This is a genomic window from Pseudomonas machongensis, from assembly GCF_034961125.1.
GTDB lineage: Bacteria > Pseudomonadota > Gammaproteobacteria > Pseudomonadales > Pseudomonadaceae > Aquipseudomonas > Aquipseudomonas machongensis.
This window is the reverse complement of record NZ_JAYFUI010000191.1, coordinates 42214-64579: the sequence shown is the minus strand read 5'-3', so window position 1 is coordinate 64579 and position 22366 is coordinate 42214. Positions and strand designations below refer to the sequence as shown.

Here is a 22366-nt window from a genome sequence, read left to right as displayed (position 1 = left end):
CGGATCGCATCGGCCTGTGGGGCGGGTTTGCCCGCCCCACAGGCCTTTCACTGCCGTAAAACGTTGTGAATTCCCGTGCACTGAAACCTTTGCTTACATCTTGCTCTGCTACCGTCGAGCCGCCTCGAGGGTCGCCGAGCGTCCAGCAACGCTGACACGCCTTGCGCCCTTTCTGCCCCGACGAAAGGAGTTTCACGGCATGTCGACCAGCCCCCTCACCCGTAGCGCCGACATCAAACTGTCAGAGCCACGCGACCACAAGCCCGCCGCCGCCTTCCGCGTGCTGCTCGCCAACAGCGAGCGCAACGCCGACAGCTACCGCAGCGCCAAGCCCGACGAGCAGATGCCCGCATTGGGCGAGCTGGCCTCGATCGAAGCCCCCGGCGCCCAGGGGGCCGACACCGTGCGCTACGTGACGACCGCAGGCGACGCCGTGCTGGTCAGCAAGGCCACCAACCCCAAGCTCTACCAACAGATCGTCGAGGCCCGCCCGGCACTGGAGGCCATCGCCAAGAGCAAGCAGGACGGCTACGAACTGCTCGGCAAGGACGCCCAGGCCCCCGCCACCCTCGCTGACTACAAGGCCATCGGTGCCGCTGACGAAGTCGGCCCCGGGCTGATCCGCTACCAGACCGCGGACGGCAAGGCCTACATCGTCGCCGAGCAGGACAACCCGGACCTGTTCAAACAGGTCTCGCAGGACTACAAGGCACTCTCGGGCATCAACAGCAGTATCGCCGATGGCTACCAATGGGCCGGCGCCGACCAGCAGGTACCCGGCACGCTTGGCGACTTCCGCGCCGTGGGCCCGGCCGAGGAAGTCGGGCCAGGCGTGATCCGCTATGAGCCCCAGGATGGCAGCAAGTACGTGGTGTCCGAGCGCGACAATCCCGAGCTGTACAAGGCCGCCGCCAGTGCCTATGACAGCCTCTCGGGCCTGCAGGCCAGCGAAGCCGACGGCTACCGGCGCGCCACCGACAATGAAGTCTGGCCGCCCTTCGACGGCACGGCCATCGGTGCCCGCGACGAGGTCGGCCCGGACCTTATCCGCTACGAACACAATGGCGAGAAAGTGGTGGTCGCCCGCGACGACAACCCCAAGCTGTTCGATTACCTGGCCGGCCTGCACGAGGTCTACAGCGACCCGGCCAAGGCTGGCGACATCCGCACCGCACTGGACAACGGTGCCGTGCTGGCCGATGCCAACACCCAGGCCCCGGGCCTGAACGACTACAAGGGCTTCGGCTGGACCACCGGCCAGGAAGACAATGTCCTCACCTACGAAACCCACGACGGCACCAAGGTCGTGGTCTCGCGCGACATCTCGCCGGAGCTGTTCAAGCAGGTGGCGACCGCCAACGACACCTGGGGCAAGATCCACGACAGCGAGAAGGAGGGCTACAAGCTCGCCGGCCCCAACGATTTTCTCAAGAACAAGGACATGTCCTTCGGCTCGCCGGACGAGCTGGGCGATGGCCTGATCCGCTTCGAGACCGACGAGGGCAAGTTCATCGTCTCCAAGGAGCTGAGCCCTCAGCTATACGACGAAGTGGTCGGCAAGTGGGAAGGTTGGACCAAGGGCGAGGTCGATGAGACCCGCAGCAAGTACAACCTGCCACCGCGCGAAGAGCTCGATGCGCTCAATCTCAAGACCGGGGTCAAGGCCGATGAGAAGGATGCGTCCTCGCCCGAACTGACCGTGGGCGAGTTGGCTACCAAAGAGTTGCTCGACAGCTACCGCAAGGGCGTGCAGGACGGCTCGATCGCCAAGGACGACCCGCGCGCCAAGCTGGTCCGCGCCCTCGAAGCGCAGGCCGCCTACCAGAACGGCCGCGGCATCACCGGCTACGAGGAAGAGCCCGGCGCCTTCGGCGGCACATGGCGGGTGTTCGACAAGGAGCAGACCGAGCTCACCTCCGCCGACATGCACGACATCATCGACGGCGGCAAGCTCAAGGAGCAGATCAGCACCCTGTTCGCCGACGAGACCATCCAGAAGGACTACAAGTCGAAGATGGACGATGCGCTCAACCGCATCCCCAACAAGGACGAGGTCAAGCAGAAGCTGCTCGACCTGACCAACAACCCCGACTACATCGCCTACCTCAAGGACCTGCAGAAGCAGGGCAAGGACCACGAGGCCAAGGAAGACCTCAACAGCACCTTGTCGGCGCTGTCGCTGTTCGACCCGGAGGCGGCGACCAAGGCGGCCCAGTCGATCCAGGCCGACGGCCTGACCAGCGACCTCAATGACCTGGTCGGCGACCCGAGCAAGATTTCCGACGAGAACAAGGAGCTGGCCACCAAGGACCTGTTCGGCTTGCTCAAGAGTGTGCTCAAGGGCTCGCTGCTGGACATGCCGCGGCGCACCCAGGAGGTCATCGAGAAGTTTCTCGAAGAGGGACTGCAGGGCAAGCAGAAGTCCTCGGTGGTCACCAAGGTGCTCGAAGAGCTGTCGCAGATCGACATGGCCAAGGGCAGCATCAGCGAGGCCGACCTGAAGACCGTGCTGTCCAAGCCCTATGTGCCGATTGCCGACCGCGGCACCCTCGGCGAGGTGTTCAGCGCCCTCAACAGCAAGGGCATCCTCGGCACGCTGGGTGCCGGGGTGAACCTGTTCTCGGGCATCTATCAACTGGTCGGCCAGGGCGGCAAGCTGGGCGAGACCTGGCAGCAACGCCTGTCGATCGCCAAGGACTTCGTCAGTTTTGCCGGCGCCGGCAGCCACTTCGCCAAGGTCGGCGATGCCATCGGCGGGCTGGTCGGCAAGAGCGGGTTGGTCGATTTCCTCGGCCTGGACAAGACCCTGCCGGAGATCTGGGGCAAGGGCGGGATCCAGGAGCCGAAGTTCGAATTCAAGCTCAGCGAGCTGCCTGCCAGCACCAAGGCCAAGATCGCCGAAGCGCTCGACACCCTGCCCGGCAGCAAGCTCGGGGACTTTTCCGACGTGCTCGGTGACGGCGCGGGCAACGCCAACGCCGCCAAGAACGCCTATGGCGGCATTACCCAGCGCCTGGAGGACGCCGTATCAGCCTCCGGCACGGTCAAGCTACCACCGGGCAAGGCGGCGAAGATTGCGGGGTCGGTCATCAAGGTACTGGGTCCGGCCACCGACCTTGCCGGTGGTTTCGCCGACATCGTCCTGGGGGCTTTCACCATCAAGAACGCGATCAAGGATGGCGATCCGCTGGCCAAGGCCTCCGGTGGCCTGCAGATCGCCGGCGGTGCCTTCGGTGCCTCGGCCGGTGTACTCGGTGCTGCCAGCCTGTTCGGTGCAGGCACGGCCGCAGCGCTGACCGGGCCGTTCTTCCTGGTGGGCGTGGTGCTGGGGGTGATCGGCGGGATCATCGGTTACTTCGTCGACCACAACAAACGGCAGAAGGCCAGCGAGAAGGAAAACGACTGGTACCGGGACCTGGCGGCCGATGGATTGTTGCAGGGCGACTGGGCGGACAAGGTCGAGTATGCCCACTACTCGATCCACCATTACGGCGACCGCGAGGCGCCGGAGGATGACAGCCTGTTCCGCTTCCAGGAGGCCGAATGGAAGCATTTCGACGAGACGCCGCAGAAGAATGGCTCGTCGAGCAACCGCCTGGACGACAAGTTGCACGTGGATCATTGAGCCACTGATTGCGCTCCCACAGGGGCCTGCGCTGCTTTTGTGGGAGCGGGCTTGCCCGCGAAAAGAACGCCGCGGTGAATGGCACCGGCTTCGCCGGTGTTCGCGGGCAAGCCCCGCTCCCACAGGGACTCGCCGCCACAAAGCACTGTAACCAGGCACAAAAAAGCCACGAGCCCGCCTGCGGCGATTCTCGTGGCTTTTCAGGCAACGGCCTGTCAGGCGACAGGCCATTTCCTCAGGCAGCTTACAGCGCCATGTCGTTGGCAGCCTTGCTCTCGGCAGGTGCGGTCGACTCGACACCGGTGCTGGTCCCGACGCTCTGGTCGATGACCGGCGGCTTCTCCAGTTGCAGCACTTCAGCGGTGTAGTTCCACTCTTTCTGCACGGCAGCAGCGGAATCGTTCAGCTTGGTACCGTAGCTCGGCACGATTTCGCGGATGCGGGCCTGCCACTCAGGCGTAGCGACCTTCTCCTTGAACACGGTTTCCAGCACGTTGAGCATGATCGGCGCAGCAGTCGAGGCGCCTGGCGAAGCACCCAGCAGACCGGCGATGGTACGGTCCTGGGACGCCACGACTTCGGTGCCCAGCTTCAGCACGCCGCCCTTCTCTTCGTCACGCTTGATGATCTGCACGCGCTGACCGGCCTGCCACAGGCGCCAGTCTTCTTTCTTGGCGTTCGGGAAGTAGGTGCGCAGGGCTTCGAAGCGGTCGTCATCCGACAGCATCACCTGGCCAGCGAGGTACTCGACCAGCGGGTACTGCTCGATGCCCACTTTGGTCATCGGCCAGACGTTGTGCAGGGTGGTGCTGCTCAGCAGGTCCAGGTACGAGCCGTTCTTCAGGAACTTGGTCGAGAAGGTGGCGAATGGCCCGAACAGGATCACGCGCTTGCCGTCCAGCACGCGGGTGTCCAGGTGCGGAACCGACATGGGTGGCGCGCCGGTCGAGGCGATGCCGTAGGCCTTGGCCATGTGCTGCATGGCAACGGTCGGGTTCTCGGTCACCAGGAACGAGCCGCCCACCGGGAAGCCTGCGTATTCCTTGGCTTCAGGAATGCCCGACTTCTGCAGCAGCTTCAGGGCGCCGCCGCCGGCACCGATGAACAGGAACTTGGCGTCGGTGGCAGAGGTGCTGCCATCCTTCAGGTTCTTGTACTCGACGTGCCAGGAGCCGTCCTTGTTACGGGTGATGTCCTGCACTTCGCTGGACAGCTTCAGCTTGAAGTTGTCGCGGGTCTGCAGGTGGCCGACGAACTGGCGGGTGATCTCGCCGAAGTTGACGTCGGTGCCGATCGGCGTCCAGGTCACGGCCAGCTTCTGGTTCGGGTCACGCCCTTCCATCATCAGCGGGACCCACTTGGCGATCTGCGCGTGGTCTTCGGAGAACTGCATCGGGCGGAACAGCGGGCTCGCCTGCAGTGCTTCGTAACGCTTCTTCAGGAAGGCGATGTTGTCGTCGCCCCAGACGAAGCTCATGTGCGGGGTGGTGTTGATGAACGATTTCGGGTTCTTCAGCACGCCCTGGCGAACCTGCCAGGACCAGAACTGGCGCGACACCTGGAAGGCTTCGTTGATCTCGATCGCCTTGGAGATGTTGACCTTGCCGTCCTTGTCCATCGGGGTGTAGTTCAGCTCAGCCAGCGCGGAGTGGCCGGTACCGGCGTTGTTCCAGCCGTTGGAGCTTTCCTCGGCGACGCCGTCCAGGCGCTCGACCATTTCCATCGACCAGCTCGGCTCCAGTTCGCTGAGCCATACGCCCAGGGTCGAACTCATGATGCCGCCGCCAATCAGGAGCACATCGACTTTCTTGGCGTCGTCGGCGTGCGCTTGCATGAAGCTCGCCGCGACAGCCAGACCCAGCAAGGTCTTGCCAGCTTTTTTGAACATTGATCACTTCCAGTCAGTAGAACGGAGGGGGGCCTGTGGCTGGCCCAGGTGTTTCTTGTTCTTCAGCGCAGGCTTTTTGTGATCATTGTTCAGCAGCCAGAGAACCCTTACACGCTTCAGCCATTGGTCTGATTGACCTGGGTCGGCTGAAACGATTGCGGATTGTAACCGAAACGCCAGCACAAACAAATTGGCGGCGGGAACGTCAAGGTGGCGGGTTGTCCCAGGGGCTCGCCCCGCCCCGGGGCCGGGCGATTGGGAGGTTCAAAGCTCGGGATCGATATCCCCGGCGTACATATCCGACTCTTTATACAGGTCATGCACATGGCGCAGCAGCACCATGATCACCGCCGCCACCGGCAGCGCCAGCAGCACGCCGGTGAAGCCGAACAGCTCGCCGCCGGCCAGGATGGCGAAGATCACCGCCACCGGGTGAAGGCCAATGCGGTCGCCCACCAGCAGCGGCGTCAGCACCATGCCCTCGAGGGCCTGACCGATCATGAACACCGCGACGATGCCCAGCATCGGGTACAGGTCGCCGCCGAACTGGAACAACCCGGCGATCAGCGCTGCACCGATGCCGACGATGAAGCCCATGTACGGCACGATGGCCGCCAACCCCGCCAGCAGGCCGATCAGCAGCCCCAGCTCGAGGCCGATCAGCGACAGCCCGACCGCGTAGATCACGCCCAGCGCCAGCATCACCAGCAGCTGGCCGCGCACGAACGCCCCCAGCACCTCATGGCACTCACCCGCCAGCCCCACCACCTGGTCTTCACGCTGGCGTGGCAGCAGGCTGCGCAGCTTGGCCATCATCAGGTCCCAGTCACGCAGCAGGTAGAAGCCCACCACCGGGATCAGCACCAGGTTGGCCAGCCAGGCGATCAGCGCCAGGCTCGAGGCGGTGGCCTGGGACAGGACGATGCCGACGATGTCGGTGGTCTGGCCCATGTGCGCGCCGATGGCAGCCTTGATCTTGTCGAACTTCCAGAAGCCATCGGCCAGGCCCAGGCGGCTCTGCACCCACGGCAGGGCCACATGCTGCAGCCAGTCGAGCATCTGCGGCGCCAGCTCGTACAGGCGCAGCAACTGCTTGGCCAGCATCGGCACCAGTACCAGCAGCAAGGCGAGGAACACCAGCGTGAACAGGCTGAACACCACCACCACGCCCCAGGTGCGCGACAGGCCCAGGCGCTCCAGGCGATCGACCAGCGGATCGGCCAGGTACGCCAGCAGGATGCCCACCAGGAACGGCGAGAGGATGTTGTGCAGCAGGTACAGCAGGACGGCGATCAGCAGGGCTATGCCCAACCATACCCAACGGCGTACATCAGTCATGTGCGCGGCTCCTTACCAGCGAAAACGCAGGCCATCGAACGGCTTTGGCGCAGCCGCCTGCGGAGCGACCGCCTGGCCAGGCGCTGCCTCTGCTAGGGGAGCGGGAGCGGCGGCAGGCGCCGGTTCGACGGGCACCTCCTGCAGATGCGCCAGCCCCAGTTGAGCGCGCAGTTGTTCACGATTGCCGGTGACCGTATAGGTCAGGGTGTCGCCGTCGGCCATCTGCAGCCGCGGGCCATAGGGCTCGAGCACACGCAGCAGTTCGGCGTAGCGCTGCAGGTTCATGCCCTGCACCTGGACCTGCAGGTCGCTGCTCGCGCCCGGGCGGGTGACGTAACGGGGTGCCAGGCGTGTGCTGATCGCCAGCATCACCGCATCGGCCAGCGCGGCCTGGTCGGCCCCCTCTGCCGTGCCCTGCTCGCGCTGCTCGCCCAGCCACAGTTGCCATTTGCCTTGCCACTTGCCGTCGGCTTCGTGGGCGTGCACAGCCAGCAGGGCATCGGCGCCATAGCGCTCGGACGCCTCACGCAGCGGCGCCGGGTCGTTGCCTTCGAGCTGCTTGGCATTGGCCACCAGTTGTTCCTGCAGGTCAGCCAGCGGCAGGCGCAGCGGCAGGCCACGGTGCTGGGCTGCGCGACGCAGCGGCTCGGCGCTGCTCTGGCCATCTCCGACCAGGCTGCTGCCCTCGACACTGTCGTACAGCCACCAGCCAAGAATCGACGGCCGGTTGCTGCCCCACAGGGCCAGGCCGCCCTGGCGCAGGGCGCGCTCGGTGCTGCCGGGGTCGAATTCCACCACCACCGCTTCAGGTGGGCCGGCGTCGCTGCCAACCTGATTGATGATCTGTTGCGGATCCTTGCGCAGGGCGACCACCGCCGGGTTCTGCGTCGCCTTGGCATCGCCGGTCAGGCGCAGCACCAGGGTGTCGAGTGCCTTGGCGGTGGCCTGGGTCCGCGCCTCGCTGCCCTGCCCATCGACAGGCTCGCGGACCTGGTAAAGGCCCGATACGGTCTCGGCCTGTGCCGTTGCACCGATCAGCCCTACGCAAACCACTGCCAGGTAATTGAGAAAACGCATGAAGGATTCCTGTCCAGATGACTTTCAGGGCAGAAGCTACAAGCTGCACGCTGTCAGCGGCAAGCAAAAGCGCGCGCCGGTGCTGTCTGTCTTCTCTTATAGCCTACCGCTCGCCACTTGCCGTTCAATGGAGGATGGCCGCTGCCGGGCAACCCTGATAAAATCGCGCGCCTTCGCAGACCAGTCACGTACAGGCAGCCGCCGCCTCCCGAGCCGGCCTTGGCCGCGCTGGTCGTTTTCCTGAATCCCTCCCCCTTAAAGGCCTGGATCAATGAGCAAGCAACCCTCCCTGAGCTACAAAGACGCCGGTGTAGACATCGACGCCGGCGAAGCACTGGTCGAACGCATCAAGGGCGTCGCCAAGCGCACCGCACGCCCTGAAGTCATGGGTGGCCTGGGCGGCTTCGGCGCCCTCTGCGAGATCCCGGCCGGCTACAAGCAGCCGGTGCTGGTCTCCGGCACCGACGGCGTCGGCACCAAGCTGCGCCTGGCGCTGAACCTGAACAAGCACGACAGCATCGGCCAGGACCTGGTCGCCATGTGCGTCAACGACCTGGTGGTCTGCGGCGCCGAGCCTCTGTTCTTCCTCGACTACTACGCCACCGGCAAGCTGAATGTCGACGTGGCCGCCACCGTGGTCACCGGCATCGGCGCCGGTTGCGAACTGGCCGGTTGCTCGCTGGTCGGTGGTGAGACCGCCGAGATGCCAGGCATGTACGAAGGCGAAGACTACGACCTGGCCGGTTTCTGCGTCGGCGTGGTGGAGAAGTCGGAAATCATCGATGGCTCGAAAGTGGTCACCGGCGACGCCCTGATCGCCCTGCCCTCCTCCGGTCCGCACTCCAACGGCTACTCGCTGATCCGCAAGATCCTCGAAGTGTCCGGCACCGACATCGAGAACACCCAGCTCGACGGCCAGCCGCTGACCGACCTGCTGATGGCGCCGACCCGCATCTACGTCAAGCCGCTGCTGGAGCTGATCAAGAAGACCGGCGCGGTCAAGGCCATGGCCCACATCACCGGTGGCGGCCTGCTGGACAACATCCCGCGCGTCCTGCCAAAAGGCGCCCAGGCCGTGGTCGACGTGGCCAGCTGGCAGCGTCCGGCGGTGTTCGACTTCCTGCAACAGAAAGGCAACGTCGACGAGCACGAAATGCACCGCGTACTGAACTGCGGCGTAGGCATGGTCATCTGCGTGGCCCAGGACCAGGTCGACAACGCCCTGAACGTCCTGCGCCAGGCCGGTGAGCAGCCTTGGGTGATCGGCCGCATCGACGTAGCCGCCGAAGGCGCTGCCCAGGTCGAGCTGCAGAACCTCAAGGCACACTGATGCCGAGCAAGACCTGCAATGTCGTAGTACTGCTGTCGGGCTCCGGCAGCAACCTGCAAGCCCTGATCGACAGCATCCACGCCGAACACGGTAGCGCGCGGATCCGCGCGGTGATTTCCAACCGCCCCGACGCCTTTGGCCTGCAACGGGCCAAAGCCGCCGGGATCGACACCGCCGTGCTCGAGCACGGTGGTTTCGACGGGCGCGAAGCATTCGACGCGGCGCTGATGCAACTGATCGATGGCTTCGCCCCCGACCTGGTGGTGCTGGCCGGCTTCATGCGCATCCTCAGTGGCGCCTTCGTGCGCCACTACCAGGGGCGCCTGCTCAACATCCACCCGTCGCTGTTGCCCAAGTACAAAGGGCTGCACACTCACCAGCGGGCCCTGGACGCCGGTGACGCCGAGCATGGCTGCAGTGTTCATTTCGTCACCGAGGAACTCGACGGCGGGCCCTTGGTCGTACAGGCTGTGGTAGCGGTCGCGCCAGGCGACGATGCGCAGAGCCTGGCACAACGGGTCCACCAACAGGAACACCAGATCTACCCGCTGGCGGTGCGCTGGTTCGCCGAAGGACGCTTGCGCCTGGGCGAACAAGGTGCATTACTGGATGGCCAGCCGCTGGCGGCCAGCGGTCACTTGATTCGACCCTAGGAGAATATATGCGTCGCGCCCTGCTATTGGCTCTCGCCGTGCTCGCCCTGCCCCTCCAGGCAGCTGATCTGAAGCCTTTCTCGGCCAGCTACACCGCCGACTGGAAACAGCTGCCCATGAGCGGCACCGCCGAACGCAGCCTGGTCAAGAACGCCAACGGTACCTGGGACCTCAACTTCAAAGCCTCCATGATGATCGCCAGCCTGACCGAACAGAGCACGGTGCGCATGGACAACGACACCCTGCTGCCGCAGAAGTATCACTTCGAGCGCGGTGGCCTGGGCAAGGCGAAGAAGGTCGACCTGGACTTCGACTGGAACAGCAAGAAAGTCACCGGTAGTGACCGTGGCGATGCGATCAGCCTGCCGCTCAACCGTGGGGTGCTGGACAAGTCGTCCTATCAACTGGCCCTGCAACATGACGTGGCGGCGGGCAAGAAGAGCATGACGTACCAGGTGGTCGACGGTGACGAGATCGACACCTACGACTTCCGCGTGCTGGGCACCGAGAAGGTTGCCACCAAGACCGGCCAGGTCGATGCGGTGAAGGTCGAGCGCGTGCGCGACCCAAGCCAGAGCAAGCGCATCACCGAGCTGTGGTTCGCCAAGGACTGGGACTACCTGCTGGTGCAACTGCGCCAGGTCGAGACCGATGGCAAGGAATACGTGATCGTGCTGCAGGATGGTACGGTCGATGGCAGGACGGTGAAAGGCAACTGATCCGTTCCCTGCGCTGTAACCTGCTGTAGCCCGAGCCCCGCCTAGTGCGGGGCTTTGTTTTGGCTTGCAGAAGCAAGCGCAGCGCGTTTCATGAACATAGTTTCATCGTCGTTTTATTTACTTAGCCTGCTAACAAACTCTATAAAGAAGGTGTGCGACACAGTGTCGCAGACCAACAGAAGTGGAGTTTACCGATGACTGTCCAAGTAACCGAACGCGACGAATCGAGAATGTCCCACGAAGGCCTGGCCGCTGGCGTGCGGATCTGGGACGTACACCAGCAGGGCCAACTGGTCGGCATGTTCCACAACGAGCATGAAGCCCACCAGTACCGCCAGGAGCTCGAGACCCTCGAGAGCCAACGCGGCACACAATAAGATCTCCCCCACGAAAAACCCCGCCTGAGCGGGGTTTTCGTCATTTACCACATCAGATCGTCAGGGATCTTGTAGGCCGCATATGGATCGTCTTCATCGGCCTCCTCGACATGGGTGTTGAGCAGCAGGATGCGCTTGGGATCGCGTTCCTGGATCTTCACCGCTGCCTCGCGCGGGATCACTTCGTAGCCGCCGCCATGGGCGACGATCGCCAGCGAACCGTTGCTCAGCTTGCTGCGCATCAGGGCGTTGACGGCGATGCGCTTGACCTTCTTGTCGTCGACGAAGTTGTAGTAGTCCTCGGTGGTCAGCTTGGGCAAGCGGGTCGCCTCGATCAATTGCTTGACCTGTGCGGCACGGGCCTTCTGCTCGGCCTTCTCCTGCACCTGGCGGTTCAGTTCCTGGTCCTTTTTGGCCTTGTCGGCCATGGCTTCCTTGGCCAGGCGCTGCTGGCTGTCGTCCACCTCGACCTGGCCCTTGTGTTCCAGGCGTTTCTGTTTCTTCTCGGCCTTGTTGGTCTGGGAGACCTGCTTCTGGTTGACCAGACCGGCCTTGAGCAATTGATCGCGAAGGGAAAGGCTCATCGGTGTTCACTCACTTATGCATCGGCTCAGCCGCAGCTGGGCAGGTTCTTTTCCTGACGTTTGGCTTCGCCCCAGAGGGCATCCAACTCGTCAAGGTTACAATCTTCGATCGGTCGGCCAGTGTCGCGCAATGCCTGCTCGATGAAGCGGAAACGTCGTTCGAATTTACGGTTGGCGCGGCGCAGGGCGTTTTCCGGATCCTGCTTGAGATGACGGGCCAGGTTCACAGCGGCGAACAGCAGGTCGCCCACTTCGTCTTCCAGTGCCTGGTCATCGCCATCGGCCATGGCCTGCAATACCTCGTCGAGCTCCTCGCGGACCTTGTCCAGCACCGGCAACGCCTCGGGCCAGTCGAAACCGACGGTGGCCGCGCGCTTCTGCAGTTTGGTCGCACGCGACAGCGCCGGCAAGGCGCCGGGAACATCGTCGAGCAGCGAGAGCTGTTCGGGGGTGCTCTTCTCGGCGCGCTCCTCGGCCTTGATCTCTTCCCAGCGCGACTTGACCTGCGCCTCGCTCAAGCGCGGGATGTCGGGTGCGGCGTAGAGGTCACCGGTGGGGAACACGTGCGGATGGCGGCGGATCAGCTTGCGGGTGATCGAATCAACCACGCCGGCAAACTCGAAACGCCCCTCCTCCCGCGCCAGCTGGCTGTAGTAGACCACCTGGAACAGCAGGTCGCCGAGTTCGCCCTGCAACTGCGCGAAATCGCCCTGCTCGATGGCGTCGGCCACCTCGTAGGCTTCCTCGATGGTGTGCTTGACGATGCTGGTGTAGTCCTGCTCGAGATCCCAGGGGCAGCCGTATTGCGGATCGCGCAGGCGGGCCATGAGGTGGAGCAGGTCGTCTAGGGTGTAGGTCATTACAGGTCCTTCGGCAGTGCCTTCATCGCGGGCAAGCCCGCTCCTACAGGGATCACGCTGCACCTGTAGGAGCGGGCTTGCCCGCGATGGGGGCGACGCAGTCTCAAGGCGTACGATTACGCCGCGTCTCGATGATGTTCGGCAACTGCGAGATCCGCCCGAGCAAGCGCCCCAGCGCATCCAGGCCTGGAATCTCGATGGTCAGCGACATCAGCGCGGTGTTGTCTTCCTTGTTCGAGCGGGTATTGACCGCCAGCACGTTGATCTTCTCGTTGAGCAGCACCTGCGAAACGTCGCGCAGCAAGCCCGGGCGGTCGTAGGCGCGGATGACGATATCGACCGGGTAGGTCTGCACCGGAATCGGCCCCCAGCTCACCTGGATCATGCGCTCCGGCTCCTTACCCGCCAACTGCAGCACCGAGGCGCAGTCCTGGCGGTGAATGCTCACGCCGCGGCCCTGGGTGATGTAGCCGACGATGGCGTCGCCCGGCAGCGGCTGGCAGCAACCGGCCATCTGCGTGAGCAGGTTGCCTACGCCCTGGATCTGGATGTCGTTGCGCTTGCCCGATCGAGTCCCGCGCGCCGGGCGCGGCACCAGCTCGACCGGCTCGATACGCTCCGGCTCCAGCAACTGCTGGGCGGCGTTGACCATGTGCGCCAGGCGCAGATCACCGGCCCCCAGCGCAGCGAACATGTCCTCGGCGGTCTTGACGTTGGCCTTTTCCGCCAGGCGCTCGAAGTCCACCTGCGGCAGGCCCAGGCGGCTGAGTTCGCGCTCGATGAGGGTCTTGCCGGCAGCGACGTTCTGGTCGCGCGCCTGCAGCTTGAACCAGTGGACGATCTTGGCCCGCGCACGCGAGGTGGTGACGTAGCCGAGGTTGGAGTTCAGCCAGTCGCGGCTCGGGTTGCCCTGCTTGCTGGTGATGATCTCCACCTGCTCGCCGGTCTGCAGGCTGTAGTTCAGCGGTACGATGCGCCCGTTGATCTTGGCGCCACGGCAGTTGTGGCCGATCTCGGTGTGCACGCGGTAGGCGAAGTCCAGCGGCGTGGCGCCCTTGGGCAGGTCGATGGCGTGGCCATCAGGGGTGAACACGTAGACCCGGTCCGGCTCGATGTCGACCCGCAGCTGTTCGGCCAGGCCGCCGATGTCGCCCAGTTCCTCGTGCCACTCCAGCACCTGGCGCAACCAGGAGATTTTCTCTTCGTAGTGGTTGGAGCTGGACTTGACGTCGGTGCCCTTGTACTTCCAGTGCGCGCAGACACCAAGCTCGGCCTCCTCGTGCATGCCGTGGGTACGGATCTGCACCTCGAGCACCTTGCCCTCGGGGCCGATCACCGCGGTGTGCAGCGAGCGGTAGCCGTTTTCCTTGGGGTTGGCGACGTAGTCGTCGAACTCCTTGGGAATGTGGCGCCACAAGGTGTGGACGATACCCAGCGCGGTATAGCAGTCGCGGATTTCCGGTACCAGCACGCGCACCGCACGCACGTCGTAGATCTGGCTGAACTCCAGGCCCTTGCGCTGCATCTTGCGCCAGATCGAATAGATGTGTTTCGCCCGGCCGCTGATGTCGGCCTTGACGCCGGTGGCCAGCAGCTCGTTCTGCAACTGGTTCATCACATCGCTGATGAAGCGCTCGCGGTCCAGCCGCCGCTCGTGCAGGAGCTTGGCGATCTGCTTGTACTGGTCGGGCTCCAGGTAGCGGAACGACAGGTCTTCCAGCTCCCACTTGATATGGCCGATGCCCAGGCGATGAGCGAGCGGTGCGTAAATGTCGAACACTTCGCGCGCCACACGCAGGCGTTTTTCGTCATCGGCGGCCTTCACCGCGCGGATCGCGCAGGTCCGCTCGGCCAGCTTGATCAGGGCGACGCGTACGTCGTCGACCATGGCCACGAGCATCTTGCGCAAGTTCTCGACCTGCGCCTGCGAGCCCAGCACCAGCGACTGGCGCGGGCTGAGGCTGGCGCTGATGGCGGCCATGCGCAGCACGCCGTCGATCAGCTTGGAGACCACCGGGCCGAAACGCTGGCCGACCTCGGCCAGGGTGACCTTGCCTTCGCGGACCGAGCGATAGATCACGGCAGCGACCAGCGAGTCCTGGTCGAGCTTGAGGTCTGCGAGAATTTCAGCGATCTCGAGCCCCGCCTGGAAGCTCGACGTCCCGTCGGCCCAGGAATGCTTGGCCGGGTTGCCCTTCTTCTCGACTTCCTGGGCGAAATCGCAGGCCTCCTTGAGCGCCGTGCGATCCAGCGCCGAATCGACGCTCACCACATGATCCAGCCATGCTTCGAGATTGATACTGCCGTCGGTGTTGACCGGCTGGTGCACTCTCACCTGTACCATGTTTCGTTTACCTTTCCATACAGCGCACCTCGCGGGTGCACTGGCAATCAACCGTGCCGCTTCCCGTCCGTGGAAGCCGCACCAAGGGGCCAGCCGTTACTGGCCCACTTCGAATAACGCCATGGCCTCGACATGCGCCGTCTGAGGAAACATGTCGAGAATCCCGGCCCTTTTTAACCGGTACCCCTGGCCGACCAGCACCTGCGCGTCTCGCGCCAGCGTGGCGGGGTTGCACGATACATAGACCAACCGCCTGGCCTTGAGGCGTGCGATGCTTTGCACCACCTCGTAGGCACCGTCGCGCGGTGGGTCCAAGAGTACCGCAGAAAAGCCCTCGGCGGCCCATTCGGCACCTGCCAAAGACTGCGATAAATCGGCCTGAAAAAACCGTGCGTTATGCACATTGTTGCTCGCGGCGTTGGCGGCGGCCCGATCGACCATCGCCTGCACACCTTCCACCGCCACCACTTCACGGGCCTGGCGAGCCAGCGGCAGGGCAAAATTGCCCAGGCCACAGAACAGGTCCAGTACCCGTTCGTCCGGTTGCGGCGCAAGCCACGCCAGCGCCTGTTGGATCATCAAGGTGTTGACCTGGGCATTGACCTGCACGAAGTCGCCGGGTCGCCACGCCAGCTCCAGCCCCCAAGGGGCCAGGTCAAACCCAAGTGTCGCGGCGCCATCATGTGGCGCCGGCTCACCCTCGCCCTGCAGCCACAGTTGCGCACCCGCCTGCTCGCAGAACGCCTGCAGGCGCGCCAGGTCGTCATCGGCCAGCGGCGCTACATGGCGTACCAGCACGGCCTCGGCGGTGCCGCTGAACAATTCCACATGCCCCAGCGCCTGAGGCCTGCTCAAGCTGCGCAGCACGGTCGGCAAATGTCGCAGGATGGTTTGCAAGGGTTGTACCAGCACCGGGCAATCGTCGATGGCGATGATGTCCTGGCTGGCTTCGGCGCGAAAACCGACCTGCAGCTCGCGCGCCTTCACATCCCAACGCACGGCGATGCGCGCGCGACGGCGGTAGCCGAATTCCGGCCCGGCCAGCGGTGCGGCCCACTCATCAGGCTGCACACCGGCTACGCGCTGCAACTGCTCGGCGAGCAGGCGCTGCTTGAGCGCCAGCTGGCCTTCGTGGGGCAGGTGCTGAAGGTTGCAACCGCCGCAGCGGGCGTAATGCCGGCACGGCGCCTCGCGCCGCTCGGGGCTGGCCTGCAGCACGCGCTCAAGACGTGCTTCGACGATCTTGCCGCGGGCATTGAGCACCCGCGCCTCGACCGCCTCACCCGCCAGGGCACCACTGACGAACCAGGTGCGCCCCTCGACAAAGGCGATGCCGCGTCCGTCACCGGCCAGACGTTCGATGTCCAGGCGTTGTTTCTTGCCCACCGGCACCTGTGGGGTGCGGTCGCCGCCGGCTGGCTGGAAGCGCAGGCCGCTGCTGTTGCTTTTCTTTCTGGACATCAGGTCGCGTCGAACAGGCCGGTGGAGAGATAACGGTCGCCGCGGTCGCAGATGATCGCGACCATCACGGCATTTTCCACTTCACGGGACAGACGCAGCATCGCCGCGACCGCACCGCCGGAGGACACACCGCAGAAAATGCCCTCTTCGCGTGCAAGGCGACGGGTGGTGTCTTCGGCTTCCTGCTGGGACATGTCCACCACGCGATCGACGCGGGTGGCGTCGAAGATCTTCGGCAGGTATTCCTCCGGCCAGCGGCGGATACCGGGAATGGCCGAGCCTTCCATCGGTTGCAGGCCGACGATCTGCACCGCCGGGTTCTGTTCCTTGAGGTACTGCGAGCAGCCCATGATGGTGCCGGTGGTGCCCATGGAACTGACGAAGTGGGTGATGCTGCCCTGGGTCTGCTGCCAGATCTCGGGACCTGTGCTGGTGTAGTGGGCAATCGGGTTGTCGCCGTTGGCGAACTGGTCGAGCACCAGGCCGCGACCTTCGGCCTGCAGCTTTTCGGCCAGATCGCGCGCCCCTTCCATGCCTTCTTCCTTGGTCACCAGGATCAGCTCGGCGCCATAGGCGGTCATCGCCGCCTTGCGCTCGGCCGTGGAGTTGTCGGGCATGATCAGGATCATCTTGTAACCCTTGATCGCCGCCGCCATGGCCAGGGCGATGCCGGTGTTGCCGGAGGTCGCCTCGATCAGGGTGTCGCCAGGCTTGATCTGGTTGCGCAGTTCGGCGCGGGTGATCATCGACAACGCCGGACGGTCCTTGACCGAGCCGGCCGGGTTGTTGCCTTCGAGCTTGAGCAGGAGGGTATTGCTGGTCTGCCCGGCGATACGCTGCAGGCGGACCAGAGGGGTGTTGCCGACGCAATCGGCGATGGTTGGGTACTGCAAGGTCATGGGCGTGTTTCGCAATCAGGACGGCAGGGGCGCCTATCATACCGGCAAAGGACGCGCCGCCATATCACGCAATTGCTGGGAGATATAGCAGGTAGTTATATGGGTGACGAACCCTGCGCGGGCAAACTCGCGCTCGCAAGAACAGTGAAAGCCTTTTCAGCAGCAGGCTTACCTGCCAAGCCCTCGGTGTCGACACAAGGCAGGCGCATGCACAGCCGCAATCCCCGTTGCCCATTCTCGGCCCACAGCCTGCCGCCCTGACGCTGGATCGCACTGCGGGCGATACTCAGCCCCAGCCCAAAGCCTCCATCCCCGGGGCGCGAGCCGTCGAGCCGGGAAAACGGCGCGAAGATCCTTTCCAGATCGTCGGCATCCACCCCGCCGCCTTCATCTTCCAGGAACAACTGCCAGTGATTGCCCTCGCGCTGGCCACTCAGGCGCACCACCCCATCGTGCGGCGAGTGGCGGATGGCATTGCGCAGCATGTTCTCCAGCGCCTGGGCCAGGTGGTTGAGATTACCCTCCACCCAACAGCTGGCCGGCAACGTGCACTGCAACCGCTGCGCTGCCCAGCCGCTTTCGTAGCAGGCATTCTCCACCAGCAGATCCCACAGGGCCTGAAGCTGGATGGGCTCAAGGTTCATCGGCGCACGCTCGGCATCCTGCCAGGCCAGTTGCAAGGTGTCCTCGACCAGTTGCTGCATGCAATCGAGTTCCCGTTCGAGGCGTTCGCGCAGACGCGCGACGTCGGTTTCGCCCTCGCAGGCCACACGCAGGCGGCTCAGTGGCGTGCGCATCTCGTGGGACAAGTCGCGCAACAGTTGCTGCTGCAGGGCCACCGTGCCCTGCAAGCGCTCGGCCATCTGGTCGAAGGCACGCGCCAGCTCGCCCAACTCGTCGTCACGACCGATCGTGCGCGAATCGAGCCGCGCCGAAAGCTGGTCGGCACGCCAGGCATTGGCCTGCTCGCGCAACTGGTTCAGCGGCACGATCAGCATCCGGTAGAGGCCCACGCACAGCAGCAGGGTGAACAGCCCCGGCATCACACCATTGGTGATGATCCGCCAGAACAACCGGTACTGGCCGGGGGTCAGGCGCTGGGGCAACTCGATCACCAGCATGCCCTGCTCGGGAGCCTGGGGGAACGGCAAGCGCAGCCAGGGCTGATCGACGCTGCGCCTGCTCATCGGCCAGTCGACGCCGCGCAGGCGGGTCAGGCGCTGGATTTCCTCCGTGGACAAGCGAGCCCCGGCGAGCGGTCGCAAGTTGCCATCGAGCACCGCGATCCAGCCCGATTCACGCTGGCGCATGTCCAGCAACCAGCGCTCGAGGCCTTCGCGGCCGCCCTGGTTCCAGGCCTGCTCGGCCTCGGCGGCATAACCGCGCAACAGTTGCCGGGCAGGCTCGGACAAGAAGGCGTTCTGGGTTTCCATATGCCGGCCCCAGGTGTAGCTCAGGCCGATCATCAGCAGGCAGAAGCCCACCAGCAGCACCGCCAGCTTCCAGAACAGCGATCGACGACCGAGCATGCTCAGTCTGCCTCGCCGGCACAGAACACGTAGCCCTTGCCCCATACCGTGCGCACCTGGCGCTCGTGATAACCGATACCCTTGAGCTTGCGACGGATCTGGCTGACATGCATGTCCAGGCTGCGGTCATGGCGCGAATAGCCACGCTGCAGGACCTGCTGGTAAAGGAAGGGCTTGCTCAGCACCTCCTCCTGGCTGCGATTGAGGGTGTCGAGCAGGCGGTATTCGCTGGGCGTGAGCCCCGCAGCCTGCCCGTCGAGCGTCACGTCGCAGGCCTGGTCGTCGAAATGCAGTTGCCCCGGCAAGACGTCACGCGGCGCTTGATGCCGGCGCTCCAGGGCGACCCGGCGCAGGATCGCCTCGATGCGCACGCGCAGCTCGGCCATGCTGAAGGGCTTGGGCAGGTAGTCGTCGGCACCGCGCTGGAAACCGCTGATACGGTCCGCCTCGGCCCCCAGCGCCGACATCAGGATGACCGGCGTGGCGCTGCGTCGGCGCAGTTGCGCCAGGGCGTCCAGACCGTTGAGCCCTGGCAGCAGGATGTCCAGCAACACCACATCGAAGGCCTCGCGGCCAGCAGTTTCCAAGCCTTCCAGGCCATTACGGCACCAGGTCACGCGGAAACCGCCGCGCTGCAGCTCCTCGTGCAGGTAGGCGCCGAGCACCGGATCGTCCTCGATGGCGAGGATGCTTGAGTCGTGAATGGATACGGTATGCATTAGCATCTGCCATGAATTCTCAGTTGCGCGATTATTGGCGAGGGACGCCGTTCTGGCAACCGAGTGTCGACCAATGCCCTTGCCAGCGCCGCGCGCCATAAAAAACCCGCACAAACAAAGTGCATTACCGGTGCGTGCGGAGTAACGTTCTGCGGGATCCCGTCCACTCGCGACGGCCCGCACGCACATGACAGGAGACAGGTGTGCTCGATCGTTTGGGAATCAGAAGCCGCGTCCTGCTGCTGGCCCTACTGCCCGCCGGGCTGATGGCGCTGGTGCTGGGCATTTATTTCACCTGGTTGCAGCAGAACGAACTGCGCACCCAACTGTTGCAACGCGGCAAGATGATCGCCGAGCAACTGGCACCGCTCGCAGCCCCCGCCCTGGCCCAGGAAGCGCCAGCGCAGCTCGAGCGCATCGCCGCCGAGGCTTTGGAGCAGACCGATGTACGTGCCGTGGCTTTCCTGGCCCCGGACCGTTCGCGCCTGGCCCATGCCGGCCCCAGCATGCTCAACCAGCCGCCCAGTGGCGGCACCGGTACGCAACTGCTGCAACGCACCGGCAACGACGCCACGCGCTACCTGATGCCGGTTTTCGGCCATCACCGTGACCTGGCCACCGAAGCCGTGCCCAATGAATCCGAGCGCTTGCTTGGCTGGGTCGAAATCGAACTGTCCCACGACGGCACGCTCCTGCGCGGCTATCGCAACCTGTTCACCAGCCTGCTGCTGATCTTTGCCTGCCTGAGCCTCACGGTGCTGCTGGCATTGCGCATGAGCCGGGCGATCAACGGCCCGATCGGGCGCATCAAGCACGCGGTCACCCAGCTCAAGGAGGGCAATCTCGAAGAACGCCTGCCGCCCATGGGCAGCGTCGAGCTGGACGAGCTGGCGGCCGGCATCAACCGCATGGCCGAAACCCTGCACAACGCCCACGAAGAGCTGCAGCACAGCATCGACCAGGCCACCGAGGACGTGCGCCAGAACCTGGAGACCATCGAGATCCAGAACATCGAGCTGGACATGGCGCGCAAGGAGGCCCTGGAGGCCAGCCGGATCAAATCCGAATTCCTCGCCAACATGAGCCACGAGATCCGCACCCCGCTCAATGGCATCCTCGGCTTCACCCACCTGCTGCAAAAGAGCGAGCTCACGCCTCGCCAGCTCGACTATCTGGGCACCATCGAAAAGTCCGCCGACAACCTGCTGGGGATCATCAACGAGATTCTCGACTTCTCCAAGATCGAAGCCGGCAAGCTGGTGCTCGACAGCATCCCCTTCAACCTGCGCGACCTGATCCAGGACACCCTGACCATCCTCGCCCCGGCGGCCCACGCCAAGCAGCTGGAGCTGGTCAGCCTGGTGTACCGCGACACGCCTTTGTCGCTGGTTGGCGATCCGCTGCGGCTCAAGCAGATCCTCACCAACCTGGTGAGCAACGCCATCAAATTCACCCGCGAAGGCACGATCGTCGTGCGCGCCATGGTCGAAGACGAGCACGAAGATACCGCGCAACTGCGCATCAGCGTGCAGGACACCGGCATCGGCCTGTCACCGGCGGACGTGCGCACCCTGTTCCAGGCCTTCAGCCAGGCCGACAACTCGCTGTCGCGCCAACCTGGCGGCACCGGCCTTGGGCTGGTGATCTCCAAGCGCCTGATCGAACAGATGGGCGGCGAGATCGGCGTCGACAGCACGCCGGGCGAAGGCTCGCAGTTCTGGATCAACCTGAGCCTGCCCAAGGCCCACGACGACGCCGAGGAAATGCCCTTGCAAGCGTTGCTGGGCCGTCGCGCAGCGATCGTCGACGGCCACGAACTGGCCCGTCAGGCCCTGGAACACCAGCTTGAAGACTGTGGCTTGAGCGTCAGCCTGTTCTCGTCGTTCGAGCAGTTGCTGCAAGGCGTACAGGCCGCCAGCCAGGCCGGCCAACCCTTCGAATTCGCCGTGCTTGGCGCCAACCTGGGCAACCTCTCGCCCGACCAGCTCGGCCAGTATCACCAACAACTCGAACGCCTGGGCTGCCAGTGCGTGGTGCTGTGCCCGACCACCGAGCAGGCGCTGTATCACCCGTTCCTGCCCAATGCCCATTGCCAATTGCTGTCCAAGCCCACCTGCACCCGCAAGTTGCGCCGCCTGCTGCTGGAACTGGTGCAACCGACCCGCCCCAGCAGCGAACCGAGGCACACTGCCGGCTCGCGGGTGCCAAGGATCCTCTGTGTCGACGATAACCCGGCCAACCTGCTGCTGGTGCAGACCCTGCTCGAAGGCATGGGCGCCGCAGTCGTGGCGGTAGACAGCGGCTTCGCGGCAGTCCAGGCCGTGCAGGACGAACCCTTCGACCTGGTGCTGATGGATGTGCAGATGCCCGGCATGGACGGCTGCGCCTGCACCGAGCAGATCCGTCGCTGGGAAACCAGCCAGAGTGGCCCGCCCCTGCCTATCGTCGCCCTGACAGCCCACGCCATGGCCAACGAAAAGCGCGCCCTGCTGCACAGTGGCATGGATGACTACCTGACCAAGCCGATCAGCGAGCGCCAGCTGGCCCAAGTGGTGATGAAATGGACCGGCCTGAGCCTCGGTACGCCCTCACTGGACCGCGCCACTGAACGCTTGCCCGATAGCAACGAGCTCAAGGTGCTCGACCACGAAGAAGGTTTGCGCCTGGCGGCCGGCAAAGCGGACCTGGCCGCCGACATGCTGGCGATGCTGCTGGCCTCGTTGGAAGGTGATCGCCAGGCCATCCGCAGCGCCCGCGAACAAGGCGATCGTTCGGCGATGATCGAGCGCGTTCACCGCCTCAACGGCGCTTCGCGCTATTGCGGCGTCCCACAATTGCGGGCCGCCTGTCAGCGCAGCGAGACGCTGCTCAAGCAGGACAGCCCGCAGGCATTGCAGGCGCTGGATGACCTGGAGCGCGCCATCCACCGACTGACGGAGCAGGCGCACCTGCGTGCCTGATCG

Annotated in this window: 16 protein-coding genes; 6 read left to right on the top strand and 10 right to left on the bottom strand. The window is 64.6% G+C overall.

The genetic code is table 11. The features are described 5' to 3' along the window. Positions 1-199 precede the first annotated feature (199 nt). Complete coding sequence (locus tag VA602_RS24220; RefSeq protein ID WP_407682534.1) at positions 200-3625, top strand: hypothetical protein; 3426 nt, start codon at positions 200-202, stop codon at positions 3623-3625. Positions 3626-3869: 244 nt separating this feature from the next. On the opposite strand, the gene mqo is transcribed toward VA602_RS24220, so the two are convergent. From mqo to VA602_RS24205, 3 genes are all read right to left on the bottom strand, one after another. Then, positions 3870-5513 carry a malate dehydrogenase (quinone) gene (gene mqo / locus VA602_RS24215; RefSeq protein WP_323454559.1) on the bottom strand — a complete coding sequence of 548 codons (1644 nt, stop codon included), beginning with the start codon at positions 5511-5513 and terminating at the stop codon, positions 3870-3872. A 264-nt stretch (positions 5514-5777) separates the two neighbouring features. After that, positions 5778-6851 carry an AI-2E family transporter gene (locus tag VA602_RS24210; protein WP_323454558.1) on the bottom strand — a complete coding sequence of 358 codons (1074 nt, stop codon included), beginning with the start codon at positions 6849-6851 and terminating at the stop codon, positions 5778-5780. 12 nt (positions 6852-6863) lie between these two features. Further along, positions 6864-7928 carry a DUF2066 domain-containing protein gene (locus VA602_RS24205; protein ID WP_323454557.1) on the bottom strand — a complete coding sequence of 355 codons (1065 nt, stop codon included), beginning with the start codon at positions 7926-7928 and terminating at the stop codon, positions 6864-6866. Between the two features lie 271 nt (positions 7929-8199). On the opposite strand from VA602_RS24205, the gene purM reads away from it, so the two are divergent. The 4 genes from purM (at position 8200) to VA602_RS24185 (ending at position 11007) form a co-directional block, all read left to right on the top strand. Beyond that, positions 8200-9258 carry a phosphoribosylformylglycinamidine cyclo-ligase gene (purM, locus tag VA602_RS24200; protein ID WP_054892891.1) on the top strand — a complete coding sequence of 353 codons (1059 nt, stop codon included), beginning with the start codon at positions 8200-8202 and terminating at the stop codon, positions 9256-9258. Continuing rightward, positions 9258-9911, top strand: a complete 654-nt coding sequence (purN, locus tag VA602_RS24195; protein WP_054892892.1) for a phosphoribosylglycinamide formyltransferase — start codon at positions 9258-9260, stop codon at positions 9909-9911. The genes purM and purN overlap by 1 nt, the downstream gene beginning before the upstream one ends. An 8-nt stretch (positions 9912-9919) precedes the next feature. Beyond that, complete coding sequence (locus tag VA602_RS24190; protein ID WP_054892893.1) at positions 9920-10630, top strand: DUF3108 domain-containing protein; 711 nt, start codon at positions 9920-9922, stop codon at positions 10628-10630. A 194-nt stretch (positions 10631-10824) separates the two neighbouring features. Continuing rightward, on the top strand, positions 10825-11007 hold the full coding sequence (locus VA602_RS24185) for a hypothetical protein (protein ID WP_054892894.1): 183 nt from the start codon (positions 10825-10827) through the stop codon (positions 11005-11007). A 44-nt stretch (positions 11008-11051) separates the two neighbouring features. On the opposite strand, the gene VA602_RS24180 is transcribed toward VA602_RS24185, so the two are convergent. The 7 genes from VA602_RS24180 to VA602_RS24150 form a co-directional block, all read right to left on the bottom strand. Continuing rightward, positions 11052-11591, bottom strand: a complete 540-nt coding sequence (locus tag VA602_RS24180; protein ID WP_054892895.1) for a DUF2058 domain-containing protein — start codon at positions 11589-11591, stop codon at positions 11052-11054. A gap of 26 nt (positions 11592-11617) precedes the next feature. Next, the gene (mazG, locus tag VA602_RS24175) at positions 11618-12451 is read right to left on the bottom strand and encodes a nucleoside triphosphate pyrophosphohydrolase (RefSeq protein ID WP_063543585.1); all 834 of its coding nucleotides are present in this window, start codon (positions 12449-12451) and stop codon (positions 11618-11620) included. A gap of 103 nt (positions 12452-12554) precedes the next feature. Continuing rightward, entirely contained in the window at positions 12555-14795 is a 2241-nt protein-coding gene (relA, locus tag VA602_RS24170; RefSeq protein ID WP_054892897.1) for a GTP diphosphokinase, read from the bottom strand. A gap of 96 nt (positions 14796-14891) precedes the next feature. Next, positions 14892-16256, bottom strand: coding sequence for a 23S rRNA (uracil(1939)-C(5))-methyltransferase RlmD (rlmD, locus tag VA602_RS24165; protein ID WP_153774385.1), 1365 nt, complete (start codon positions 16254-16256; stop codon positions 14892-14894). Then, positions 16256-17155 (bottom strand): cysteine synthase CysM, encoded by a 900-nt coding sequence (cysM, locus tag VA602_RS24160; RefSeq protein ID WP_054892899.1) that lies wholly within the window; start codon positions 17153-17155, stop codon positions 16256-16258. Before cysM ends, rlmD begins: the two co-directional genes overlap by 1 nt. A gap of 95 nt (positions 17156-17250) precedes the next feature. Next, positions 17251-18684, bottom strand: coding sequence for a sensor histidine kinase (locus tag VA602_RS24155; RefSeq protein ID WP_323454556.1), 1434 nt, complete (start codon positions 18682-18684; stop codon positions 17251-17253). 2 nt (positions 18685-18686) lie between these two features. Next, the gene (locus tag VA602_RS24150) at positions 18687-19403 is read right to left on the bottom strand and encodes a response regulator transcription factor (RefSeq protein WP_054892900.1); all 717 of its coding nucleotides are present in this window, start codon (positions 19401-19403) and stop codon (positions 18687-18689) included. A gap of 203 nt (positions 19404-19606) precedes the next feature. Between VA602_RS24150 and VA602_RS24145 the strand changes: the two genes are divergently transcribed. Further along, on the top strand, positions 19607-22363 hold the full coding sequence (locus tag VA602_RS24145) for a response regulator (protein WP_323454555.1): 2757 nt from the start codon (positions 19607-19609) through the stop codon (positions 22361-22363). Positions 22364-22366 lie beyond the last annotated feature (3 nt).